At 66.8% G+C, this 18,551-nt stretch carries 14 protein-coding genes; 4 read left to right on the top strand and 10 right to left on the bottom strand.

All coding sequences use genetic code 11. The features are described 5' to 3' along the window. Positions 1-9 precede the first annotated feature (9 nt). Both DPR14_RS14225 and DPR14_RS14220 read right to left on the bottom strand, forming a co-directional pair. A complete protein-coding gene (locus tag DPR14_RS14225; RefSeq protein WP_158045737.1) occupies positions 10-1,599 on the bottom strand; it encodes an ABC transporter substrate-binding protein in 1,590 nt (529 codons plus the stop codon). A 73-nt stretch (positions 1,600-1,672) separates the two neighbouring features. Next, a complete protein-coding gene (locus tag DPR14_RS14220; protein WP_192498949.1) occupies positions 1,673-2,200 on the bottom strand; it encodes a Uma2 family endonuclease in 528 nt (175 codons plus the stop codon). 274 nt (positions 2,201-2,474) lie between these two features. Here DPR14_RS14220 and DPR14_RS14215 point away from each other — a divergent pair, with 274 nt between their 5' ends. Both DPR14_RS14215 and DPR14_RS14210 read left to right on the top strand, forming a co-directional pair. Beyond that, a complete protein-coding gene (locus DPR14_RS14215; RefSeq protein ID WP_158045735.1) occupies positions 2,475-3,572 on the top strand; it encodes a sulfotransferase family protein in 1,098 nt (365 codons plus the stop codon). Further along, positions 3,569-4,561 (top strand): SMP-30/gluconolactonase/LRE family protein, encoded by a 993-nt coding sequence (locus DPR14_RS14210; protein WP_158045734.1) that lies wholly within the window; start codon positions 3,569-3,571, stop codon positions 4,559-4,561. Before DPR14_RS14215 ends, DPR14_RS14210 begins: the two co-directional genes overlap by 4 nt. On the opposite strand, the gene DPR14_RS14205 is transcribed toward DPR14_RS14210, so the two are convergent. The 6 genes from DPR14_RS14205 to DPR14_RS14180 form a co-directional block, all read right to left on the bottom strand. Beyond that, entirely contained in the window at positions 4,562-5,533 is a 972-nt protein-coding gene (locus DPR14_RS14205; protein ID WP_158045733.1) for an NAD-dependent epimerase/dehydratase family protein, read from the bottom strand. A gap of 28 nt (positions 5,534-5,561) precedes the next feature. Continuing rightward, positions 5,562-6,367, bottom strand: a protein-coding gene (locus tag DPR14_RS14200; RefSeq protein ID WP_158043704.1) for an IS5 family transposase whose coding sequence is annotated in 2 segments (ribosomal slippage) — positions 5,562-6,040 and positions 6,040-6,367 — 807 coding nt in all. Because the reading frame shifts where the segments join, the coding sequence is not laid out codon by codon here. A gap of 69 nt (positions 6,368-6,436) precedes the next feature. Next, positions 6,437-7,735, bottom strand: a complete 1,299-nt coding sequence (locus DPR14_RS14195) for an IS701 family transposase (protein ID WP_158045732.1) — start codon at positions 7,733-7,735, stop codon at positions 6,437-6,439. Positions 7,736-8,334: 599 nt separating this feature from the next. Next, the gene (locus tag DPR14_RS14190; RefSeq protein ID WP_158045731.1) at positions 8,335-8,934 is read right to left on the bottom strand and encodes an ABC transporter substrate-binding protein; all 600 of its coding nucleotides are present in this window, start codon (positions 8,932-8,934) and stop codon (positions 8,335-8,337) included. Then, on the bottom strand, positions 8,931-11,564 hold the full coding sequence (locus tag DPR14_RS14185) for an MMPL family transporter (protein ID WP_158045730.1): 2,634 nt from the start codon (positions 11,562-11,564) through the stop codon (positions 8,931-8,933). Before DPR14_RS14185 ends, DPR14_RS14190 begins: the two co-directional genes overlap by 4 nt. 110 nt (positions 11,565-11,674) lie before the next feature. Then, positions 11,675-13,513, bottom strand: a complete 1,839-nt coding sequence (locus DPR14_RS14180; protein WP_158045729.1) for a DEAD/DEAH box helicase — start codon at positions 13,511-13,513, stop codon at positions 11,675-11,677. A gap of 189 nt (positions 13,514-13,702) precedes the next feature. Between DPR14_RS14180 and DPR14_RS14175 the strand changes: the two genes are divergently transcribed. Continuing rightward, positions 13,703-15,067 carry a cation:proton antiporter gene (locus DPR14_RS14175; protein WP_158045728.1) on the top strand — a complete coding sequence of 455 codons (1,365 nt, stop codon included), beginning with the start codon at positions 13,703-13,705 and terminating at the stop codon, positions 15,065-15,067. Between the two features lie 31 nt (positions 15,068-15,098). On the opposite strand, the gene serA is transcribed toward DPR14_RS14175, so the two are convergent. Beyond that, positions 15,099-16,343, bottom strand: coding sequence for a phosphoglycerate dehydrogenase (gene serA / locus DPR14_RS14170; protein WP_158045727.1), 1,245 nt, complete (start codon positions 16,341-16,343; stop codon positions 15,099-15,101). Positions 16,344-16,561: 218 nt separating this feature from the next. Between serA and DPR14_RS14165 the strand changes: the two genes are divergently transcribed. Further along, positions 16,562-16,879, top strand: a complete 318-nt coding sequence (locus tag DPR14_RS14165; protein WP_158045726.1) for a hypothetical protein — start codon at positions 16,562-16,564, stop codon at positions 16,877-16,879. Positions 16,880-16,891: 12 nt separating this feature from the next. Here the strand turns inward: DPR14_RS14165 and DPR14_RS14160 are convergent, their stop codons facing one another. Next, a complete protein-coding gene (locus tag DPR14_RS14160) occupies positions 16,892-18,523 on the bottom strand; it encodes a sensor histidine kinase (protein ID WP_192498948.1) in 1,632 nt (543 codons plus the stop codon). Positions 18,524-18,551 lie beyond the last annotated feature (28 nt).

Here is an 18,551-nt window from a genome sequence, read left to right as displayed (position 1 = left end):
GCTCTGCCCCTATCCGCCCGACTTGGAGACATGGGCGAGGTTCAGCAGGAACGAGGGCTGGAGTTCGAACCCCTTGACGCGGTCCGTCGTGACCGCGTTCTGCTTCCAGTTCGCGACGAAGGCCCAGGGGGCGTCTTCCCGGACGATCCGCTGGATCCGCTTGTAGAGTTCGGCCCGCCCGTTCCGGTCGGTCGATCGGCGCGCCTCCAGAAGCAGCCGGTCGACCTCCGGGTTCGAGTAGTAGCCGGAATTGAACCCGCCGCTCTCGGGCAGCGCCTCCGTCCGCAGGGTCAGGAAGGGCAGGGTGTCCGGGTCGTTGGTCATCCAGGCCATCTGGGCCATGTCGGCCTTGCCGGCGAGGCCCTGGTTGACCAGCCCCAGATAGGTGTTCCATTCATAGGTCCGGATAGTGACCTTCAGGCCCACCTTGGCGAGGTCGGCCTGGATCGCGGTCGCCATGGGAATGGGCGCCAGCATGCCGGAGCCGCCCTCGGCCACCAGGAAGGTCAGCTCGGCGCTCTCCGCCCCGGCTTCGCGCAGGAGCCGGCGGGCGCGCTCGGGATCGTGGGGATAGGGCTCGACGGTGTCGTCGTGGGCCCATTCGAAAGCGGCGGGCACGATGCTGTCGGCGACCGTCGCGGTCCCCTGGAGCACCTGGTCGACGAGGGCTTGCTTGTCGATCGCGTAATTGACCGCCTGGCGGGCGCGCGGGTCCTTGAAGGGGCCTTCCCGGGTGTTGAGGATCAGGAACCAGAGGTGCGGACCGGCCTGTTCGTACAGGGTGAAGCCGCCCGCCTTCCGGAGCAGGTCCACAGCGTCGGGCGGAACCTCGACCATCAGGTCCAGGCCGCCGGCGAGCAGTTCGGTCAGGCGGGTGTTGGCATCGGTCAGCGGGCGGAAGATCACGGCCTGAAGCGTCGGCGGGCCGTCCCAGTAATCGGCGTTGCGCTCCAGCACAACCTTGGCGTTGCTCTCCCACTGGGCGAACCTGTAGGCGCCGGTCCCGACGGGTTGGCGGCCAAATTCCTTGCCCTTGGCACGCACGGCGGTGGGGGAGACCAGCAGGCCGGTCGGGTAGGCCAGGTTGGACAGCAGCGGGGCGTAGGGTTCCTTCAGGTGGAAGCGGACGGTCAGCGGATCGACCGCCTCGGCCCGTTCCACCGCGCTGAAGAAGAAGGCCAGCGGGAACGGGCCGGTGTCGTGCTGCGGGTGCTTTTCGTCGAGCATGCGGTCGAAGTTGAACTTGACCGCTTCGGCGTCGAACGGCGTCCCGTCGTGGAAGTCGACCCCGTCGCGCAGGTGAAAGGTGTAGGTCTTTCCGTCCTCGGCAACCTCCCACGAGCGGGCCAGGGCCGGCTCGACCTCCAGGGTGCCGCTCCGGAAGCGTACCAGCCCGTCATACAGGTTCATCAGGATGCGGAAATCGTTGGTCGCGGTCACCGCGTGCGGGTCCAGCGACTTCGGCTCGGCGATCTGGCCGACGACCAGGACTTCGTCGGGGATCTGGGAAGCAGCCGGGTTCGGGATGGCTCCCAACATCAGCAAGAGGGCTGCCACGGCCATGCCGGTGGCTGCCGCCGCCCAAGTCTTCCGTGCCATTCCGGACCTCCCTTCATCCAGCCGTCCTTTCGGGAACGACTGGAGGTGGCGGTTGTTCCGGGCGGCGGAGCTCTCAGGAGGTCAGGCCGGCATAGATCGCCTTCAGGTCCACCGAGCAGCCGAGCGAGGGCAGACCGACCAGACCATGGCCCTCGAAGCGGAGGCTGGTCCAGGAACCCGAGAAGCGCCGGTGGACTTCGACCAGTTTGTCCGAGCAGGACGCGGCGAAATAAGCCTGGAGCGACGGCACCTTGAGATAGGCGTCCCGCCGGGCCCGCCAGCGCACCTCGCTCGGGTCTCCTTCGTCCACGTCGACGGCCAGGATCGGGGCGGCGGGCCGGCTGCGGCCGAGCGAACAGTGCCCCTGGACGACCACCACGTCCGGCCGCAGTTCCTCGCCCGCCGGGCCGTGGATGACGATGCCGCCGCTCAGCACATGGAAATCCTGCCGGATCGGGCAGGCCCGATGGATGGCGACCAGCAGGTTGGCCGACACCGCCGCGTGCGACAGCCGGCCGCCGTCGTCACCCTGGCCGTTGTCGAAATGAAGGGCGCCACCTGCTTGTACGGCGGAGCGACTGGGAATGAGGCTTCCCGGCATGGTACTTGAATCCATTGCTGTACGTGAAATCCGCAACGCGGACCGTGCCGCCCACGCATCGTGCCTATGGTGCTTTCGGGGCGGCAGGGGACAAGTAAACTGGCACGTATCAAACGAGATGACAATGATCCTTTAGACTTCTACGAACTACGAATGATTTGATAAAACCCTATAGATACCCTCGTATGCTTGGATGGATGGTTCCTGTTCTTCGCCCGTATGCAGCGACCAGAAAGACCGGGAAGGCAGCGTGACGACTCGCAGACGCGCACTGATGAAACATCCGCTGTGCGGCGCCGATCTCCGGACCTTGTCCGCAGTCCTGGCGCGCAACGGCCCCGTACCGGCCGCTCACCTGCCGCAGATCGCGGCAATCCTGGGGTCGGCGCTAGGACGGCTGCCGTTCACCGCGGTCGAGCGGGCCTGGACGGCCAGGCGGCTTCGGCGGGAACGGGACCTTCCGCCGCCCCTGTTCATCTTGGGGCACTGGCGGAGCGGCACCACCCATCTGTACAACGTCATGAGCCGGTCGCCGCAGTTCGGCTTCGTGCCGCCGCTGGCGGTCGGCCTGCCCTGGGACGTCCTGACGCTCGGCCGGCTTTTGCGGCCCTGGCTGGAAAATGCGCTGCCCGAGAGCCGCTACATCGACAATGTTGCCGTGAACCCGGACAGTCCTCAGGAGGACGAGATCGGGCTTGCCAACATGATCCCGCTGTCGTTCTACCATGGGATCTATTTTCCGAAGTTTTTCGAAGAGAAACATGGGGCCGGGATCTTCTTCGACGGGTGCGGTAAGGATGATATCAAGCGCTGGCGGGACGCTTTCGTCTATTTCCTGCGGAAGGTGGCGCTCCACCAGGGGCGGGACTGGCTGCTGATCAAGAACCCGGTCCACACGGCGCGGGTGAACTTGCTGCGGGCCATCTGGCCCGATGCGAAGTTCATCCACATCCACCGAGACCCGCACGAGGTCTTCGTCTCGACCGTCGGCTTCTATCGCAAGCTGCTGGCGCAGTTCGCATTGCAGCCATACGATCATGTCGATGTCGAGCGCGTCGTGCTGGAGACATATCCGCGCATGATGTCCGCGCTGATCGACCAGACCCGCGACCTGCCGTCCGACCGGTTCGTCGAGGTCGCCTTCGACCGGTTCGAGCGCGATCCGCTGGGTGAGGTCGGGCGGATCCATGCGACGCTCGAACTGCCCGGCTTCGACGAGGCCCGGCCGCGGTTCGAGGCTTACCTGGGCACCGTGAAGAACTATTCGAAGAACAGCTATCGGCAGGACGATGCCCTCCGGCAGCGGGTCCGGCAAGCCTGGGCGCCCTTCGTGGAGCGTTTCGGTCGCGAGGCGGCGGAGCTTGCCGGTTGAGGCTGGCGGCAGTCGCACTTGTGCTGATGCTGGCGACGGGGCCGGCGGCGGGTGCCGGACCGTGCGAGCCCGTGACCCTGGTGGACGAAGCGACCGGCAATCCGGTGGTCGGGGCGGAGGATATCGCGCTCGATCCGGCCAGCGGCCGGGTCGTGGTGTCCGCCCATGACCGGCTCGCCAGGGCCGATCCCGGGGGCGGGCTGTATGAACTGGACCTGGGGCCTCTCGGGCCGGGTGGAATGCGGGTGCGCGACCTGGCGGACGGCACGGTCCGGCGGCCCCACGGAATCGACCTGTACGAGGGTCGAATCCTGTTCGCGGTCGACCGGGGAGATGGGGAGGCCGGTTCGACGGCGGTGTGGATCATCGACCTGGCCGGCGGAGGCAGGCGCCGCGTGGAGAGTCCGCTGCTGTGTCGGGCCAACGACATCGCGGCCCTGGACGGCATCCGGTTCCTGTTCACCGCCGATCATGGGGCATGCGGACGCATTGGCGTGGCGGTCGAGAACGTCCTGGGGCTGGAGCGGGGATTCATCGGCTACTTCGACGGCAGGACCGTGCGCGCGCTCGCTTCCGGCCTCGATTTTCCCAATGGCATCACGGTCGATCCGCGACGGGGCGAAGTCGTGGTGGTCGCCACGCGCGGCCGGGAACTGCTGGTCTATGGGCAAACGGATTTGATGGACGGCAGGCCGGCCCGTCGGAAGATCCCGCTCGACGGCGCGCCGGACAACCTGTCCCTTGCCGCGGACGGCGGGATCCTGGTAGCGCTTCACCCGGCTTTGTGGCGTCTGGCGCTTCACCGCTATGGGCTGCCGGGGGGAGAGCGGGCGCCGTCGCGGATCGAGGTGGTGGACCCGGATGGCGGCGTGCGAAGAATGTTCGAAGACGACGGCGCACGCCTGTCAGCCGCGACCGTGGCGGTGACGTGGCGGGACAGGATGCTGATCGGGTCCGTGCGCGGCGAGCATCTGCTGCTGTGCCGTTGATCAGGCGAGATCGCGGAGCGCGTCGGCGAGCGTTTCGGCCAGCGGACGCGGCGTGAAGCCAAGCTCGCGGCGGGCCTTCGACGTATCCAGCTCGACCGCGGCCAGTGCCAGCCGCACACCGGTCAACGGGGCCTTGGGCGGGTGATGGGTCACGTGGTCCGCCAGCCATTCGGACGCATGGCCCGCAGCCAGGGCGAGCCGATCGGGGATCGCACGGCTCCGGCCCGAGCGCCCGGTCAGTGCCGCCACGCAGTGGATCAGGTCGGCCATGGCGACGGTCTCGCCGCCCAGGATGTAGCGTTCGCCGATGCGCCCATGCTCCGCCGCGAGGATGTGGCCCAGCGCGGCGTCCCGCGCGTCGACCAGGTTCAGCCGGCAGGGCAGGTGGAACGGCATGGCGCCGGCGGCGATCATCTGGAGCATCCGCGTCGGCGGGGTAGCATTGTGATCGCCGGGGCCGACCAGGGCGGTAGGATTGACGACGACGACCGGCAGCCCGCCGCGGGCCGCCTCCAGCGCCGCCTGTTCCGCGAGGAACTTCGAGCGGCAGTATGGGCCGGCCATGTCGTGGAAACCGGTGCGGATATCTTCATCGACCACCCGCGAACCTCCGGCGGGCCACGGGATCAGGACGGCCTCCGTCGAACAGTGGACGATTCGTTGCATATCCCGGCGCGCGGCCCGCTCCAGCACGATCTCCGTGCCGACGCGGTTCACCTGATCGAACCTTGATTTGTCGCGCAGCCAAAGGTCCGGGATACCGGCCAGATGATAAAGACGGTCCATGCCGTCCAATGCCCGGGTGACTGCCGAGGCGTCCGTGATCGATCCGGCGATGGCATCGACACCAGGGGGAAGGGAAGCGGAAGCGGCGATATCGAGCACGCGGACGCGCTCGCCCCGCGCCGTCAGCGCGATCACAAGATGTCGGCCAAGGAAGCCGCATCCGCCGGTTACCAGGGAGGCGGTCAAGACGGAAAACCTGAGAGGCTAAGAGTGCCTAACATAACCATCGTTCGACGAAGCGGAAGGTGATGAGGGCTGCGGCGAGGTGATTGAAGGCGGCAAAGATATCGATCCGGCGTTCGTAGCGCACGGAGATCCGCCGGAATCGGGCGAACCATGCCAAGGTGCGTTCGACCTTCCAGCGGTGCCGGCCGAGCCGTTCGCTGTTTTCGATGCCGCGGCGCGCGATGCGGGGAATGATGGCGCGCCGGCGCAAGGCGCGGCGGCAGCGGGAGAAATCATAACCCTTGTCGGCGTGGAGCTTGGCGGGACGGCGGCGGGGCCGTCCGGCGCACTGGCGAATGGCCGGGATGGCGTCCACCGTGGCCTCCAGCATGCGGCTGTCGTGGACGTTGGCGGCCGACAGGGTCACGGCCAACGGGATGCCATTGGCGTCGATGACGACGTGGCGCTTGGAGCCCGGCTTGCCGCGGTCGGTCGGGTTCGGCCCGGTCTCCCGGCCCCCCTTTTTGCCGGGACGCTGGCGCTGTCCAGCGCCGCCCGGCTCCAGTCGATCGCGTTGGCCTTGCCCAGCCGGTCCAGAAGAACGTGGTGCAACGTCTCCCAGACCCCCGCGGACTGCCAGTCGCGCAACCGCCGCCAGCAGGTCATGCCCGAGCCACAGCCCATCTCTTGCGGCAGCATCTCCCACGGAATGCCACTTTTCAACACGAACAGGATGCCGGTCAGCGCCGCCCGGTCATCGACCGGCGGCCGACCACCTTTCGGACGGGGCGGACGGGACGGCAACAGCGGCGCCACGACCGCCCACAGCTCATCGCTGACAAGGGGTTTCGCCATGCCCTTCAGATAGGCGGCGCCAGCCTCTCATCAAGGTTTTGTTAGACGCTCTAATATTACAGCCGGTCTTTATCGGTTTGGGTATGACGCCTCCAGTGGCAGCGGCGAGCGCGTTGCTGATGTCGTCGTCGCCAGAGTGACCAGGCGATAGCCGCGGTAGGACCGGGGCTTGGCGGGCCGGCGAGACTGGCGAGGAGGGTGCGGATCTCCGGAACGGTGAGCGGCAGCAGGTCGGCCTGAAGATCGACAGTGTCCGGTCCCCCCGATGGCCGCCGCTCGCACGACGGTCAGGAACGCCAGGGCCAGCATGGCGAGCGTGACATGTCGGTGCCAGGCCGTCCAGGTGCGGACCTCGTACTGGTCCAGCCCGACCTCGCCCTTGGCCGCTTCGAAGCAGGATTCAATGGTCCACCGGGTTCCCGCGACATTCACCAGGGTGCTGACCGGCGTGTTCTCGGGGGCGAAGGTCAGGTAATACGTGAGCTTGTCCGGTTCGGTAAGGGAACGGCGGACCAGCAGGCCACGGTTCCATCCAGGCTGAAGAGAAGGATACTCCCCGTAGGCCCAGTCGTACAGGCGTGGTCCCTTGGCGCCATCGCCGGCGCTCAGTCGCTGCCAATCCCCGGTCCCGAAGCGCGTCGCGGCGCGTTCCTTGACAGTATCGAAGCCGGACGGCGCGCGCTGTTTGCTGGTCACCGCCAGGACGTAGCCGATCGGCTGGCGCTCCAGCCACAGCCGCAGCGCGTAGTCGCCCCCATACACGCTGTCGGCCGTCACCCACGCGCACGGGACACCCGCCGCGATGGCGCGCTCCAGCATTGCCCGGCCGAGCTTCGGCTTGGTGGCGAAGGCGACGGTCTCGGGAACCCCGGCCTTCCACCGCCGCTCGTCATCCGTCGCCCACTCCTCGGGCAGGTAAAGGGCGCGGTCGATCAGTGCGTGGCCATGGCAGCTGGCATAGCCGAGGAAGACAGCCACCTGGCAATTTTCGATGCGGCCGGCGGTGCCGGAGTACTGGCGCTTCACGCCGACCGAGCAGGTTCCCTTCTTGAGGAAGCCGCTCTCATCGAGGACCAGAACCGCCTTCCCATCGCCCAGATGCTTGACAACATAATCGCGGAGATCGTCGCGCACCGCATCGGCGTCCCAGCGGGTGCGGGTCAGAAAATCCTGCATCGCCGCCGGCGAAACATCCCCGGCCGCTTCGGCCAAGTGCCAACCATTCTTCCGCTCCAGCGGCGCCAGAAGCCCGTGCAGGTAGCTCAAAGCGCGGCGCACTCCAGCTTCCCGGCAAAACCGCGACGCCAAGCCCCCGACCAGCTTTTCCAACGCGCTGGTCCATCCCTCAACCTCGACAAGTGTGGTCATGCTAGGATCCTCCCTCCGGATCCATGCTCAACAACCAACTCAGCGCCTCATGTCGGTCAAAAGAGACCGGCTGTAATACTAAGGAGGATCACTAAATAATGGCAGTCCATGAGGAGTCGGTGCCTTGGCGCTACTTTGTTTGTTACTGCACGACATTTGTCAGGCTCCTCCGATAGCGGCAGATGGCATGCATGGTAAGGCGTTACCAATCAATACATACATTATCAAATATAGAAACGTCACCATTACAGGATGGCGATATTCATTCTGCTCCTGTTCGATGAGTTGGAAAAGATGAGAGAATTTAGACCTTCCGAGTACCCCTACATAAAGGGCGGCTACCTTGTGGTTGGCCAGGAGGTTATCGCCAGTGCCTTTATGCTCAGCAAACTGTCCGCGAATACAGAGGTACTGTCAAAACTGTATATCAGGTTGCTTGCTACCTCGCCGAAACTGGACGTCGATGCCAAGATCCTCGTAAATTTTTCCCGCCCGCTCCGCAGGATGTATAAGGTTGGTGTACGGATCAGGAATCAACCTGCAGGGGCTTGTATATCGACTTTCTGTCTACTCGGCCGGCTTGAAGAGGCTGTTCATCATTACCCGGCCACGCCATCCGCGTATGCATTGAATTCGCGGGTCAGGGCGGGGATGCCACCGGAGCGTAGGGTCGCCGCGAAGTCGGAGCGCTGGACCGCCAGTTGGCTGACGCTGCCGTTCAGCAGGACGTCCACGATGCCCCAGCGGCCTCCTGTCTCGCGCAGGACGTAGGTGAGGACGACAGGGTTGCCTCCCGGACGCAGCAGGCGGGTTTCTACCAGGGTCGTGCTGCGCGGCCCGGCTCGTTCGCCGGTGATCTCGATGGTCTCGCCGGAATAACCGTCGAAGCGGCGGACATACTGGGCGGCGTTTCGGCGGGCGAAGGCGTCGAGGAGCGCGCGGCGTTCAGGCTCAGGCGCCCGGTCGTAACCGGGAGCGGCGACGCGCAGCGACGTTTCCAGGTCGAAGCTCCGCCGGACCACACTCTCGAAGTCCCGGATCCGGGAGCCGGCCGGGACGCCGGATTCGGCGGCGCGCATGAGGGTCAGGATGCCGTCGTTGAGCCGGGTGACCGGGTCGGACGGCCGGTCCGCACGCGCCGCCCCGGTGGTCACGAGGAGCAGGAGGCAAAGGGCGGTTCGGGTGATGAAGGCGATCATCGTCTCATCCGTTCCAATTGAATCATCAGCGCCGGCAACAGGACCAGGGCACAGACGACCGTGGCGAGAATGGCGATAGCGAGCAGGATGCCCATGCTCGACAGGCCATGGTGGTTCGACACCGCGAGCGTGGCGAAGGCGGTGCTGGTGGTCAGCGCCGTCAGCAGGACGGCCCGCGGCGTGCTGGTGACCAGCAGGTCGACGCCGAAGCGCCGGCCGGGGGTCCGCGCGCCCAGCAGATCCTGGCCGCGCATGACCATATGGATGCTGCTCGACACGCCCAACCCGAACAGCAGCGGGATCACGATGATGTTGGCGAAGTTGAACGGCATGCCGAGCAGCACCGACGCCGCGAGGGTATAGATCGAGGCGACGATCAGCGGTGCCAGGATGAGCGCGATGCCGGTGGCACTGCCCTGGACGGCGATCAGCAGCAGCACGATTGCGCCGAGCGATACCGCGACCGCTTGGCCGAAGGAGGCCAGGATGATACGGCTCGCCTCCGTGACGGTCACGGGGGCGCCGACGGCAGTGGGTTCCGCCGCCAGGATCGGGTCGGCGAAGGCGGCCATTGCCCTGCTGTCGGAGATGTCCCGGTCCGGCAGGACCTCGATCCGCGCCCGTCCGTCGTCGGCGATCCAGCGGCGCAGCAGCGACGGCGGCAGATCTTCCAGAGTGGCGGGACGCTCCGCCTCCAGACCTTGGGCGAGCCTGTCGAGAAGGGCGGGCAGGCTGCCGGTCAGCGCGCGGTCCAGGGCAGCCGCCACTTCCGTTTCCACCGGCAGCCGCGCAACCGCCTCGGCGAAGCGGCGGGTTTCAGGCAGGTCCCCGTGCTGCGACAGGCTTGCCCGCAGGCGTTCCAGCGCTTCGACGGGATCTCCGGGAGGTGGGATGCGCGGGGCCGAGAGGCTGGGGGCCAGGATCAGGGCAAGATCGCCGATGGTCGCCAGCTTCTCGTCCTGTTGCGATGGAATGTAGCTGGAGGCGGTTCGGACCTGACCGACGCCGGGCAGGCCCCGCAGCCGTTCCGCGGCGGCATTGGCGGAGTCGAGGTCGTCCGCCAGGATGTTGACGCCGTAGGGCGACGTATCGGGGGAGTTCGCCAGATCCCGGTAGGTCCGTACGGCTTCGGCCGTCTCGTCCTGGAGGTTCAAGGGGTTGGCGTCCAGCCGGGCATGCGGCAGCAAAGCGGCGGCGGCCAGGAACGCCAAGCCGCCAACGGCGAGGATTCCCCTGCTGTTGCGGTCGATCCAGCCGGCGAAGGCGAAGTTCTCGCGGACCTCCGCACGGGTACCTGGTCCGGGGCTCAGCAGCGTCAGCAGCGCCGGCAGTACCGTCACACTGGTGAACAGCGCGACTCCCATGCCCAGGCCCGAGATGATGCCGAATTCCGCGAGCCCCCTGTAGTCGGTCGGTACGAACGAGACGAACCCGATGGCGGCACACAGGGCGCTGAGCGTCAGCGCGGGACCGACCGCGACGGTGGCGCGTTCGGCGGCGAGCCGCGCCGGCGTGCCCCCCGATCCGTCCGATCCGCCCGCAACCAGTTCCTCCTGGTAACGCAGGCCCAGATGACCGCCGAAGTCGTCGCCCAGGCCGAAGAACATCACGGCGAAGGTCACCGAGATCAGGTTGAGTTGGCCGACCGTCAGGGCCGCGATGCCGGACGTCCAGAGCAGGCCGACGACCAGGGTGAGGAGGATGGCGCCGATCATCCGGACGGATCGGATGCCGACGATAAGCACCAGCGAGACGAGGAGGAACGAAAGCACGCTGGCGATGGTGGCCCCGGCCGCGACCGTGTCCAGCTCGGTCTGGCGTAGCGCCACGGTTCCGGTCACCCGTGCGGTGACGCCCTGGCCGGACTCCTCCCGCTGCAGGTCCGCGATGGCGGCGCGCACCGCGTCCAGGGCGGGACGGCCGCGTGCCAGGGTGGCATTGTCCACCACCGGCCGCACGAGCACGAAGCGCCGGTTCCCCAGCCTGCCCATTCCGTCGCCCGCCACCAGGCCGGTCCACGACAGATGGCCCGGCCGGCCTTCCGCAACCTGTTCCGTGGCGCTCGCCATGGCGTCGAGCAGCCGGCGCAGCTCGGCGGGCGCCCCTTCCTCGACACGTCCGAGCACGAGATCAAGCATGTCAGCCAGTCCGCCCAGCGACGGATCGGTGCTCAGTAGCCCGAGAGCGGCCTGGGCGCCGGCCAGCCGGGTGGCCAAGTCCTGAAGCGCTTCGGGTTTGAGGAACAGCAGGCCGTAGCGGTCGAAATAGGGGTCGGCCGAGGGTACCTCGACGCCATGAAGGACGTCGGTGCGCTGCCGCAGCAGTTCCGCCAGCCGAAGGGCCGCCGCATCCGCACGCTCCGGCCCGCCCGCGTCGACCACCACGACGATCTGGTCGTCGATGAAGGGAAATGCCTTGCGGTAGGTTTCGGTATGTTGCCGGAACGGGACATCCGGAGAGATCATGTCCGTCGTGCTGGTATTGATCCCCAGATGGGTCGAGGCGTACCAGCCGGCCACCCCCGCGACGAGCAGCGAGAGCAGGACGGTTGCGGCGGGCCAGCGGCAGACCAGCGTCACCCAGCGTTCCAGCACATGGCGGCAGATGGTCTGCAGTCGTCCTGCTTTCACGAACTCGCTCCAGGCAAGGGAATGGCGGCCGCCAGGGTCATGGCGCAAAGTTGCCGCTTACGGCTGCTTAAACAAGCCGATGCGGCGGAGTGCCCCGGAAAGCGGCGGGATCAGAACTTGTGGGGGCCGAGGCGGATCGTGCCGCCGCGCTTCGAGGAGGACCAGCGGTACTGTGGATCGTTGTCGATCAGGGCGGAATGGTCGCTCAGCCGGTTGCGTTCCAGCCAGCCCACCGCAGCCTCCAGTTCGGCCAGCGTCATTTCCGCACGGCTCTTGCCCAGTACCCGCTTCAGGATCGCGTTGTAGGCATGGTAGCCGGAATTGCGGCGGATCAGGTGAGCGTCCTCGTCCTCGATCACCTGGGCGGCGACCATCTGCCCGATGCGCTGGCGCAGCCGGTGCTCGGCGATCGACGGCGGCTCGATCAGCGGCAGACCGGGCTGGACCTGGAGGCCGTCCGCCGGCGTCGGGGGGGCGGGCGAGCCGAAATCGGGGCCGGGCGCCACCGTGTCGAACCGCAGCGCCGTGGCGTTGGAGTGCAGCGGCGTGATCGCCGGCACCCGCTCGCGGTCGATGCCGTCGAGCGGCAGCGCGTGCTGGGCCCGGCGCTTGGGTACCCGGGCCTTGGTGCCCTGTTCCGTCTCGATCTGGTGGCGGAAACTGCGGAACATCGGGTCGTCTGGGTGATAGACCAGGGCCGACTGGCCATCATAGTCGCCTGCATGGGGATCGACCCGCGTCGCGCGGGCGATCATCTGTTCCAGCCAGGGCCGCGAACGGATGTGTGTCAGGCAGGCGATATGCGTGATCTCCGGGCAGTCCATTCCCTCGTACGCCATCGAGACCGTGACCAGAATGGCCGGAAAAGGGCGCATGCGGAACTCCGCGATGGCTTCCTGGGAATCCGCTACGTCGCTCATGGCGGCCCGCACCATGATCTCCCGCAGATCCATCGGGAAGCGGGACCGGAGGCTTTCCACATAGCGCCAGGCGGTCGCCTGGTCGGGGGCTACGACCAGCAGCTTGCCAAGCCCCCGGGCGTCGTCCCCGGGGCCGGCGCCCATGGCCTTTCGGCGCGCGGCGCGATGGTCGCGGCAGGCCCGGTAGGCGACCCGCAACAGGGAGTCGGCGAACTCCGTCCGAAGCACCGTGAAAAGCGCGTCATGGGCAAGTTCCCCCGATTGCGACAGGGAGTCGACGGTGCGCTGCTGGGATAGCGGGTCGCGCCATTCCGCATCGCCGTCGAGGGCCCCGAAGGTAACGGGCAGGACGGCGCGTTCGGCCAGGGCCTGCCGGCGGCTGTATCCGACGATCGCCCAGCTTTCGGCGTTGAAATCGATCTCCCGCGTCCGTCGTGCCCCCTGTGGTTGCTTGTACGGCAACCACAGGATCGCCTTGCCGTCCGTCCTCTGCAAGGTGCCGGACATTAGGAGGCGTACCGCCGACAGCTCCAGCAGCGGCAGGATGCTGTGGCTCCAAGCCGTTTCGTCGGCGGCATTGATCAGGTTGTCGAGGTCCGAAAGGGCCGGCAGATGGTGGAGCTCATCAATCGCCAGCAGGTACTTGTGGCGCTGGAACTCGGCCAGGTGAAGCTCGGGCGCCGCCGCGACCGCCTGGTATGTGGTGACATAACCCTGTAAGCCGCGGCAGGGATCGGGAGCATTCTCGGCTGCCCGCACGGTCAGGCTGTGTCCTAGGGCCGTACGCCATACCGGGTCGATGAAGGCTTCTTCAGCCTGAAGCCTCAGGCTGTCGCGGGGGACGATCCAGCAGACCCGATCGGCGACGCCCGCCTCGATCAAGCGGGCTGCGGCGATGACCGGCAGCAGGCTCTTCCCGCCGCCCGGCGTGACCGCCGCGAGGATGTCGCGCACATCCGTCTGGCGCCCGGCGATAGCGCGGACGATGTTGCTGACCATCTCCTGGTGGCGGCGGAAGGGCCGGGTCATGCGCTTCGGACTGGCTCCCGGAAGGCGAGGGCAGGCTGCAACATACCATGAACATAGTATTATTCAAGGTTGCGGTACACTAGCTGTTGTAGGTAAGGGCCGGGAGTACGGGCATATCGGCATCTCGCGGCACAGAGCGGCATTCCATCTGTTGGAAGTGGTACATCACCCAAATGCGCAATCAGGTTCATGGATCCCTATATCACTCTGCTGACCGGCCTTGGTCTGGTCATCCTCGGCATCGCATGGCTGCCGATGCTGCTGCGTGGCTTGCCGCTGTCGCTGCCGATCTTCTGCGTGCTGCTCGGGCTGGGACTGTTCATCGCTCCCGGCGTCAGCTCTGATCCGGACTTCATCGCCCAGTCCACCTTCATCGAACGCATCACCGAACTGGTCGTTATCATCGCTCTGCTCGGCGCCGGGCTGAAGCTCGACAGGCCGGTCGGCTGGAGGCGGTGGCGCACGACCTGGCTGCTGCTCGCGGTCACCATGCCGCTGTCGATCGCGGGCATAGCGCTGATCGGGGTCTGGACGCTGGGGCTTTCCCTGCCGGCGGCCATCCTGCTGGGAGCGGTGCTTGCTCCGACCGATCCGGTGCTGGCATCGGATATCCAGGTCGGCCCCCCACAGTCGGGCGGCGAGGACGAGGTCCGCTTCAGCCTGACGTCCGAGGCCGGGTTGAACGACGGGCTGGCCTTTCCTTTCACCCATCTCGCGATCGCCATGGCCGCCGCTTCCGCCGCGGGCATTACCGGGCCCGGCTGGTGGACGGTGGACTGGTTGCTGAACGCCGTCCTGTGGAAGCTCACCGCCGGCGTGGCGATCGGATGGGCGGTGGGCCGTTTCCTGGGCTTCCTGGTGTTCAGGCTGCCCGCCCAGGCGCGGATCGCCGATACGCGGGAAGGGCTGGCGGCACTCGGGATCACGCTGGTGTCCTATGGTGTGGCCGAGCTGGTCCACGGTTACGGCTTCCTGGCCGTCTTCGTCGCCGCCACCACGCTCCGGCACACCGAACGGTCACATGATTACAATGAATCGCTGCACACCTTCTCCGAACAGATCGAGAAGCTGCTGATGATGGTCGTTCTGGTCCTGTTCGGCGGGGCGATCGCTGGGGGACTGCTGAGTGCCCTGACGTGGCAGGCCGTGCTTGCGGGGCTGGCGTTCCTGTTCGTGGTCCGCCCGGTGGCCGGCCTGATAGGCCTTGCCGGAACCCGCCTGCCCCTGTCGGAGCGCGCCGTCATCGGGTTCTTCGGCATCCGGGGCATCGGGTCGTTCTATTATCTGGCCTATGCGGTCAACCATACCGAACTGGCCGAACAGCATCTGCTGTGGGCGGTGACCGGGTTCGTCGTCGCCGTGTCCATCCTGGTCCACGGCATTTCCGTGACTCCGGTGATGAACCGCCTGGAAGTCCGCTGGCGCAGGCGCGACCCCCGCCAGGTCGGCACCGGCGCCAACCCCGATGGCGTGTCGGTGCGGAGCCCGATGCATGAACCCGAGGACGGCGGCGGGAGGAATGAACGGGTGGAGACGACGGAGCGGCTGCTCTAGGACTGATCGGGAGCGGGGAAGGGGGAGCGGGTCAGCGCCGCCGGTCGTAGAGCACGCGGCTGCGCAGCGTGCCGTCGATGGCGCGCATGTCGGCCAGGATCTCCTGGTCGTCCACCTCGCCGTCGACGTCGAACACGACATAACCGATGGACGGGTCGGTCTGGAGATACTGGGCCGCCATGTTCAGGCCGCGGGACGCGAAGACCTCGTTGAGCTTCCGCAGCACGCCGGGAACGTTCGCGTGGATGTGCAGGAAACGCACGCCGCTTTCGCGGACCGGCAGCTGGACCTCCGGGAAGTTGACGGCACCCATGGTCGAGCCGTTGTCCGAATACTCGATCAGCTTGCGCGCCACCTCGTTCCCGATATTGGCTTGCGCCTCCATCGTCGATCCGCCGATGTGCGGCGTCAGGATCACGTTGGGCAGGTCGCGGAGCGGGCTTGCGAACTCATCGGCGTCGCTCGCCGGCTCGACCGGGAAGACGTCGATGGCGGCGCCGCGCAGGTGGCCGGACTTCAGCGCGGCGGCCAGCGCGTCGATGTCGATGATGCTGCCGCGCGCCGCGTTGATCAGGTAGGCACCGTTCTTCATGGCGCGGAGCTGTTCCGGCCCGATCATATCGCGGGTCTGCGGGGTGTCGGGAACGTGCAGGCTGACCACGTCCGAGAGGGTCAGCAGCTCATCCAGGGTGCGGCATTGCTGAGCATTGCCCAGGGCCAGCTTCTTCTGGGTATCGAAGAAGCGGACCCGCATGCCGAGCGCCTCTGCGATGACCGAGAGCTGCGTCCCGATGTGGCCGTAGCCGACGATGCCCAGGACCTTGCCGCGGATCTCGTAGCTGTCCTTGGCCGACTTGACCCAGCCGCCCTGGTGGACGATCCGCGACTTGTCCCAGATTCCGCGCATCAGCATGATGATCTCGCCCATCACCAGTTCGGCGACGCTGCGCGTGTTGCTGTGCGGGGCGTTGAAGACCGGTATGCCGAGCCGCCGCGCGGTGTTGAGGTCCACTTGGTTGGTGCCGATGCAGAAGCATCCGATCGCCATCAGCTTGTCGGCCTGGCGCAGCACGGTCTCGGTCAGCTGCGAGCGCGACCGGATCCCGACCATGTGGACGCCGGACAGGCGTTCGATCAGGTCGGCCTCGTCCAGCGCCTTGGGGAGCCGGATCACATTGGTGTAGCCGTGCTCCGCCAGATCGACGACGGCATTCTCGTGGATCCCTTCCAGCAGCAGGATCGAGATCTTTTCCTTGGGGAACGACAGTCTGGACATTTCAGTTTCCACGCGATGGGCCGGATCGGGACGGAAGGGGTGCGCCACGAGCGCGTCATTCTGCTTATTTCCGCAGTCAAATCAAACGGTGGTTGGCTGCTGCGACTCCTCGGCATGGCAGGAGCGTGACTTGGATCCACGGGAAAGGATTTGTTGAGGGATCGGGCCGATACTTCCGGGACGGTGGGCATCCCGCGGCACCTGATGTCGAGAACGACATGATCAAGATCGAAATAACCCTGAGCACGGCCAAGCTGAACGCGGATCGTAGCTGGGACGACCAGCTGGACCCCCTGGACTACGCCCAGAAACTGGCGCTTCACCTACAGCCCCGGCTGGAGCACGTGGTGGTGAAGACGACAGCTTTCGACCGCGACCATAACATCGACATCGTCCTTCCGGACAAGGCCGCGAACCACCTGGACATGACCGATATCCTCGCGCGCCGCATAGCGGAAGCCGTGCGCGCCTTCCATGCGACGGCGCCGGACCAGGTGCTGCGTCTGCCGCAGCGCCGCTTCTTCAGCGTCGGATAGGGGCCGGCCGGCTCAGGAGCCGGCGTCGGCCAGCATCACGATCCGCTCCGCCGGGAAGCGGCAGGACACCCGGGTGCCCGATCCGACCACACTTGCCAGGTCCAATGTCCCGCCGTGGAGTTCCATCAGGCGCTTCGCCAGCGGCAGCCCGAGACCCGTCCCCTCGTACCGGCGACAGAACCGGTTGTCGACCTGGCCGAACCGTTCGAAGGCGGTGGGGATATCCTCCGACGCGATGCCGATCCCCGTATCGCAGACCGTGATCTCGAAACCGTCGCCGCTCGGCTCCGCGGTCACGCTGATGGAACCGCCGGACGGCGTGAACTTGACGGCGTTCGACAACAGGTTCAGCAGAACCTGGCGGATCCGCCGGGCGTCCGCCTTGAGCCGGACGCCGTGGGGCGGCGGCCGGCAGGACAGCGTCAGCTCCGCCTTCTCCACCTGCCCGCTGATCATATGGACGGCATCGGCCAGCAAGTGCCGGACGTCGACCGTGTCGTCCAGCAGTTCGAGCCGGTTGGCATCGAGCTTCGAGATGTCGAGCACATCGTTGATCAGGTTCAGCAGGTGGGAACCGCTGTCCCGGATGATGCCGGAATAATCCCGGTACCGCGCGTCGCCGAGCGGCCCGTAGGACTCGTTTGCCATCAGTTCGGCGAAACCGATCACCGCGTTCAGCGGCGTGCGCAGCTCGTGGCTCATGGTGGCGAGGAACAGCGACTTCGCCTGGCTGGCCGCGGCCGCGGCCTCGAGCGCCCGGGTAAGGTCGTGGGCTGTAGACCGCAGCTCCCGCTGGGTCGCCTCCAGTTCGGCGACGTAGCGGCGCAGGCGCCTGGCCTCCCGCTCTGCCCGCGACGCCAGGTGCTGGTCAAGGATCGAGCCGGCGAGGCCGAAGGTGATGATGGTCATGCTGACGGCTGCCACCGCGATTGCCAGGGACCGCGGCGCGATCACGTTGCCCGGCACCGCCGTGGAAGGATAGGGCTCGACCGTGACGCCGAGCATCGCGGTGAAATGGAGGGCGCAGATCGCGGCGGTGAGGGTCAATGTGCCCGCGCACCGCCGCGCGGCTCCAGGACGGCCGACCATGCGGAACGCCGCCATGCCGAGACCGATGCTCAGCGCCACCGAGACGGCGGCTTCAAGGGAGCCGTGGGCGAGCCGGGCCGGCGAATGAACCGCAGCCATGCCGATGAAATGCATCGCGGCGATGGCGGCGCCCGCGAGGGCTCCGCCCCGCAGGCCGCCTTCACGACCGGAAAGCGCCACGGCGAAGCTCAGCCCCATCCCGATGATCGCGACGATGATCGACAGCGTCGTCAGTTTCAGGTCGTACCCGACCTGAACGCCGGGCAGCCAGGCCAGCATGGCGACGAAATGCGTGGCCCATGCGCCGCACCCGGCCACCGAGGCCGCGGCGGCGCACCAGGCCCATTGCTGCGGTCGCCGGGGATCCTGCCGCCGGAGAACGGGGCGAGCGCCTGATTCCGGGGATCCGGAGCCGCGCGCTTGGGCAAGCAGGGTGAGGGAGGTGTAGCAGGAGAAGAGGCAGATCAGGCAGGCCAGGACGACGAGATAGGAATCATGGGCCAGTGTCAGGAAAGCTTGGCCCGGAGGATTGCTCGACAAGAGTGCTGAAGTCATGCTGGGGAGTGTTACCAAAAGAAATCCG

This window comes from Skermanella pratensis (assembly GCF_008843145.1).
Classification (GTDB): domain Bacteria; phylum Pseudomonadota; class Alphaproteobacteria; order Azospirillales; family Azospirillaceae; genus Skermanella; species Skermanella pratensis.
The sequence above is the reverse complement of the archived record's forward strand: the minus strand, read 5'-3'. Positions and strand labels throughout refer to the sequence as shown.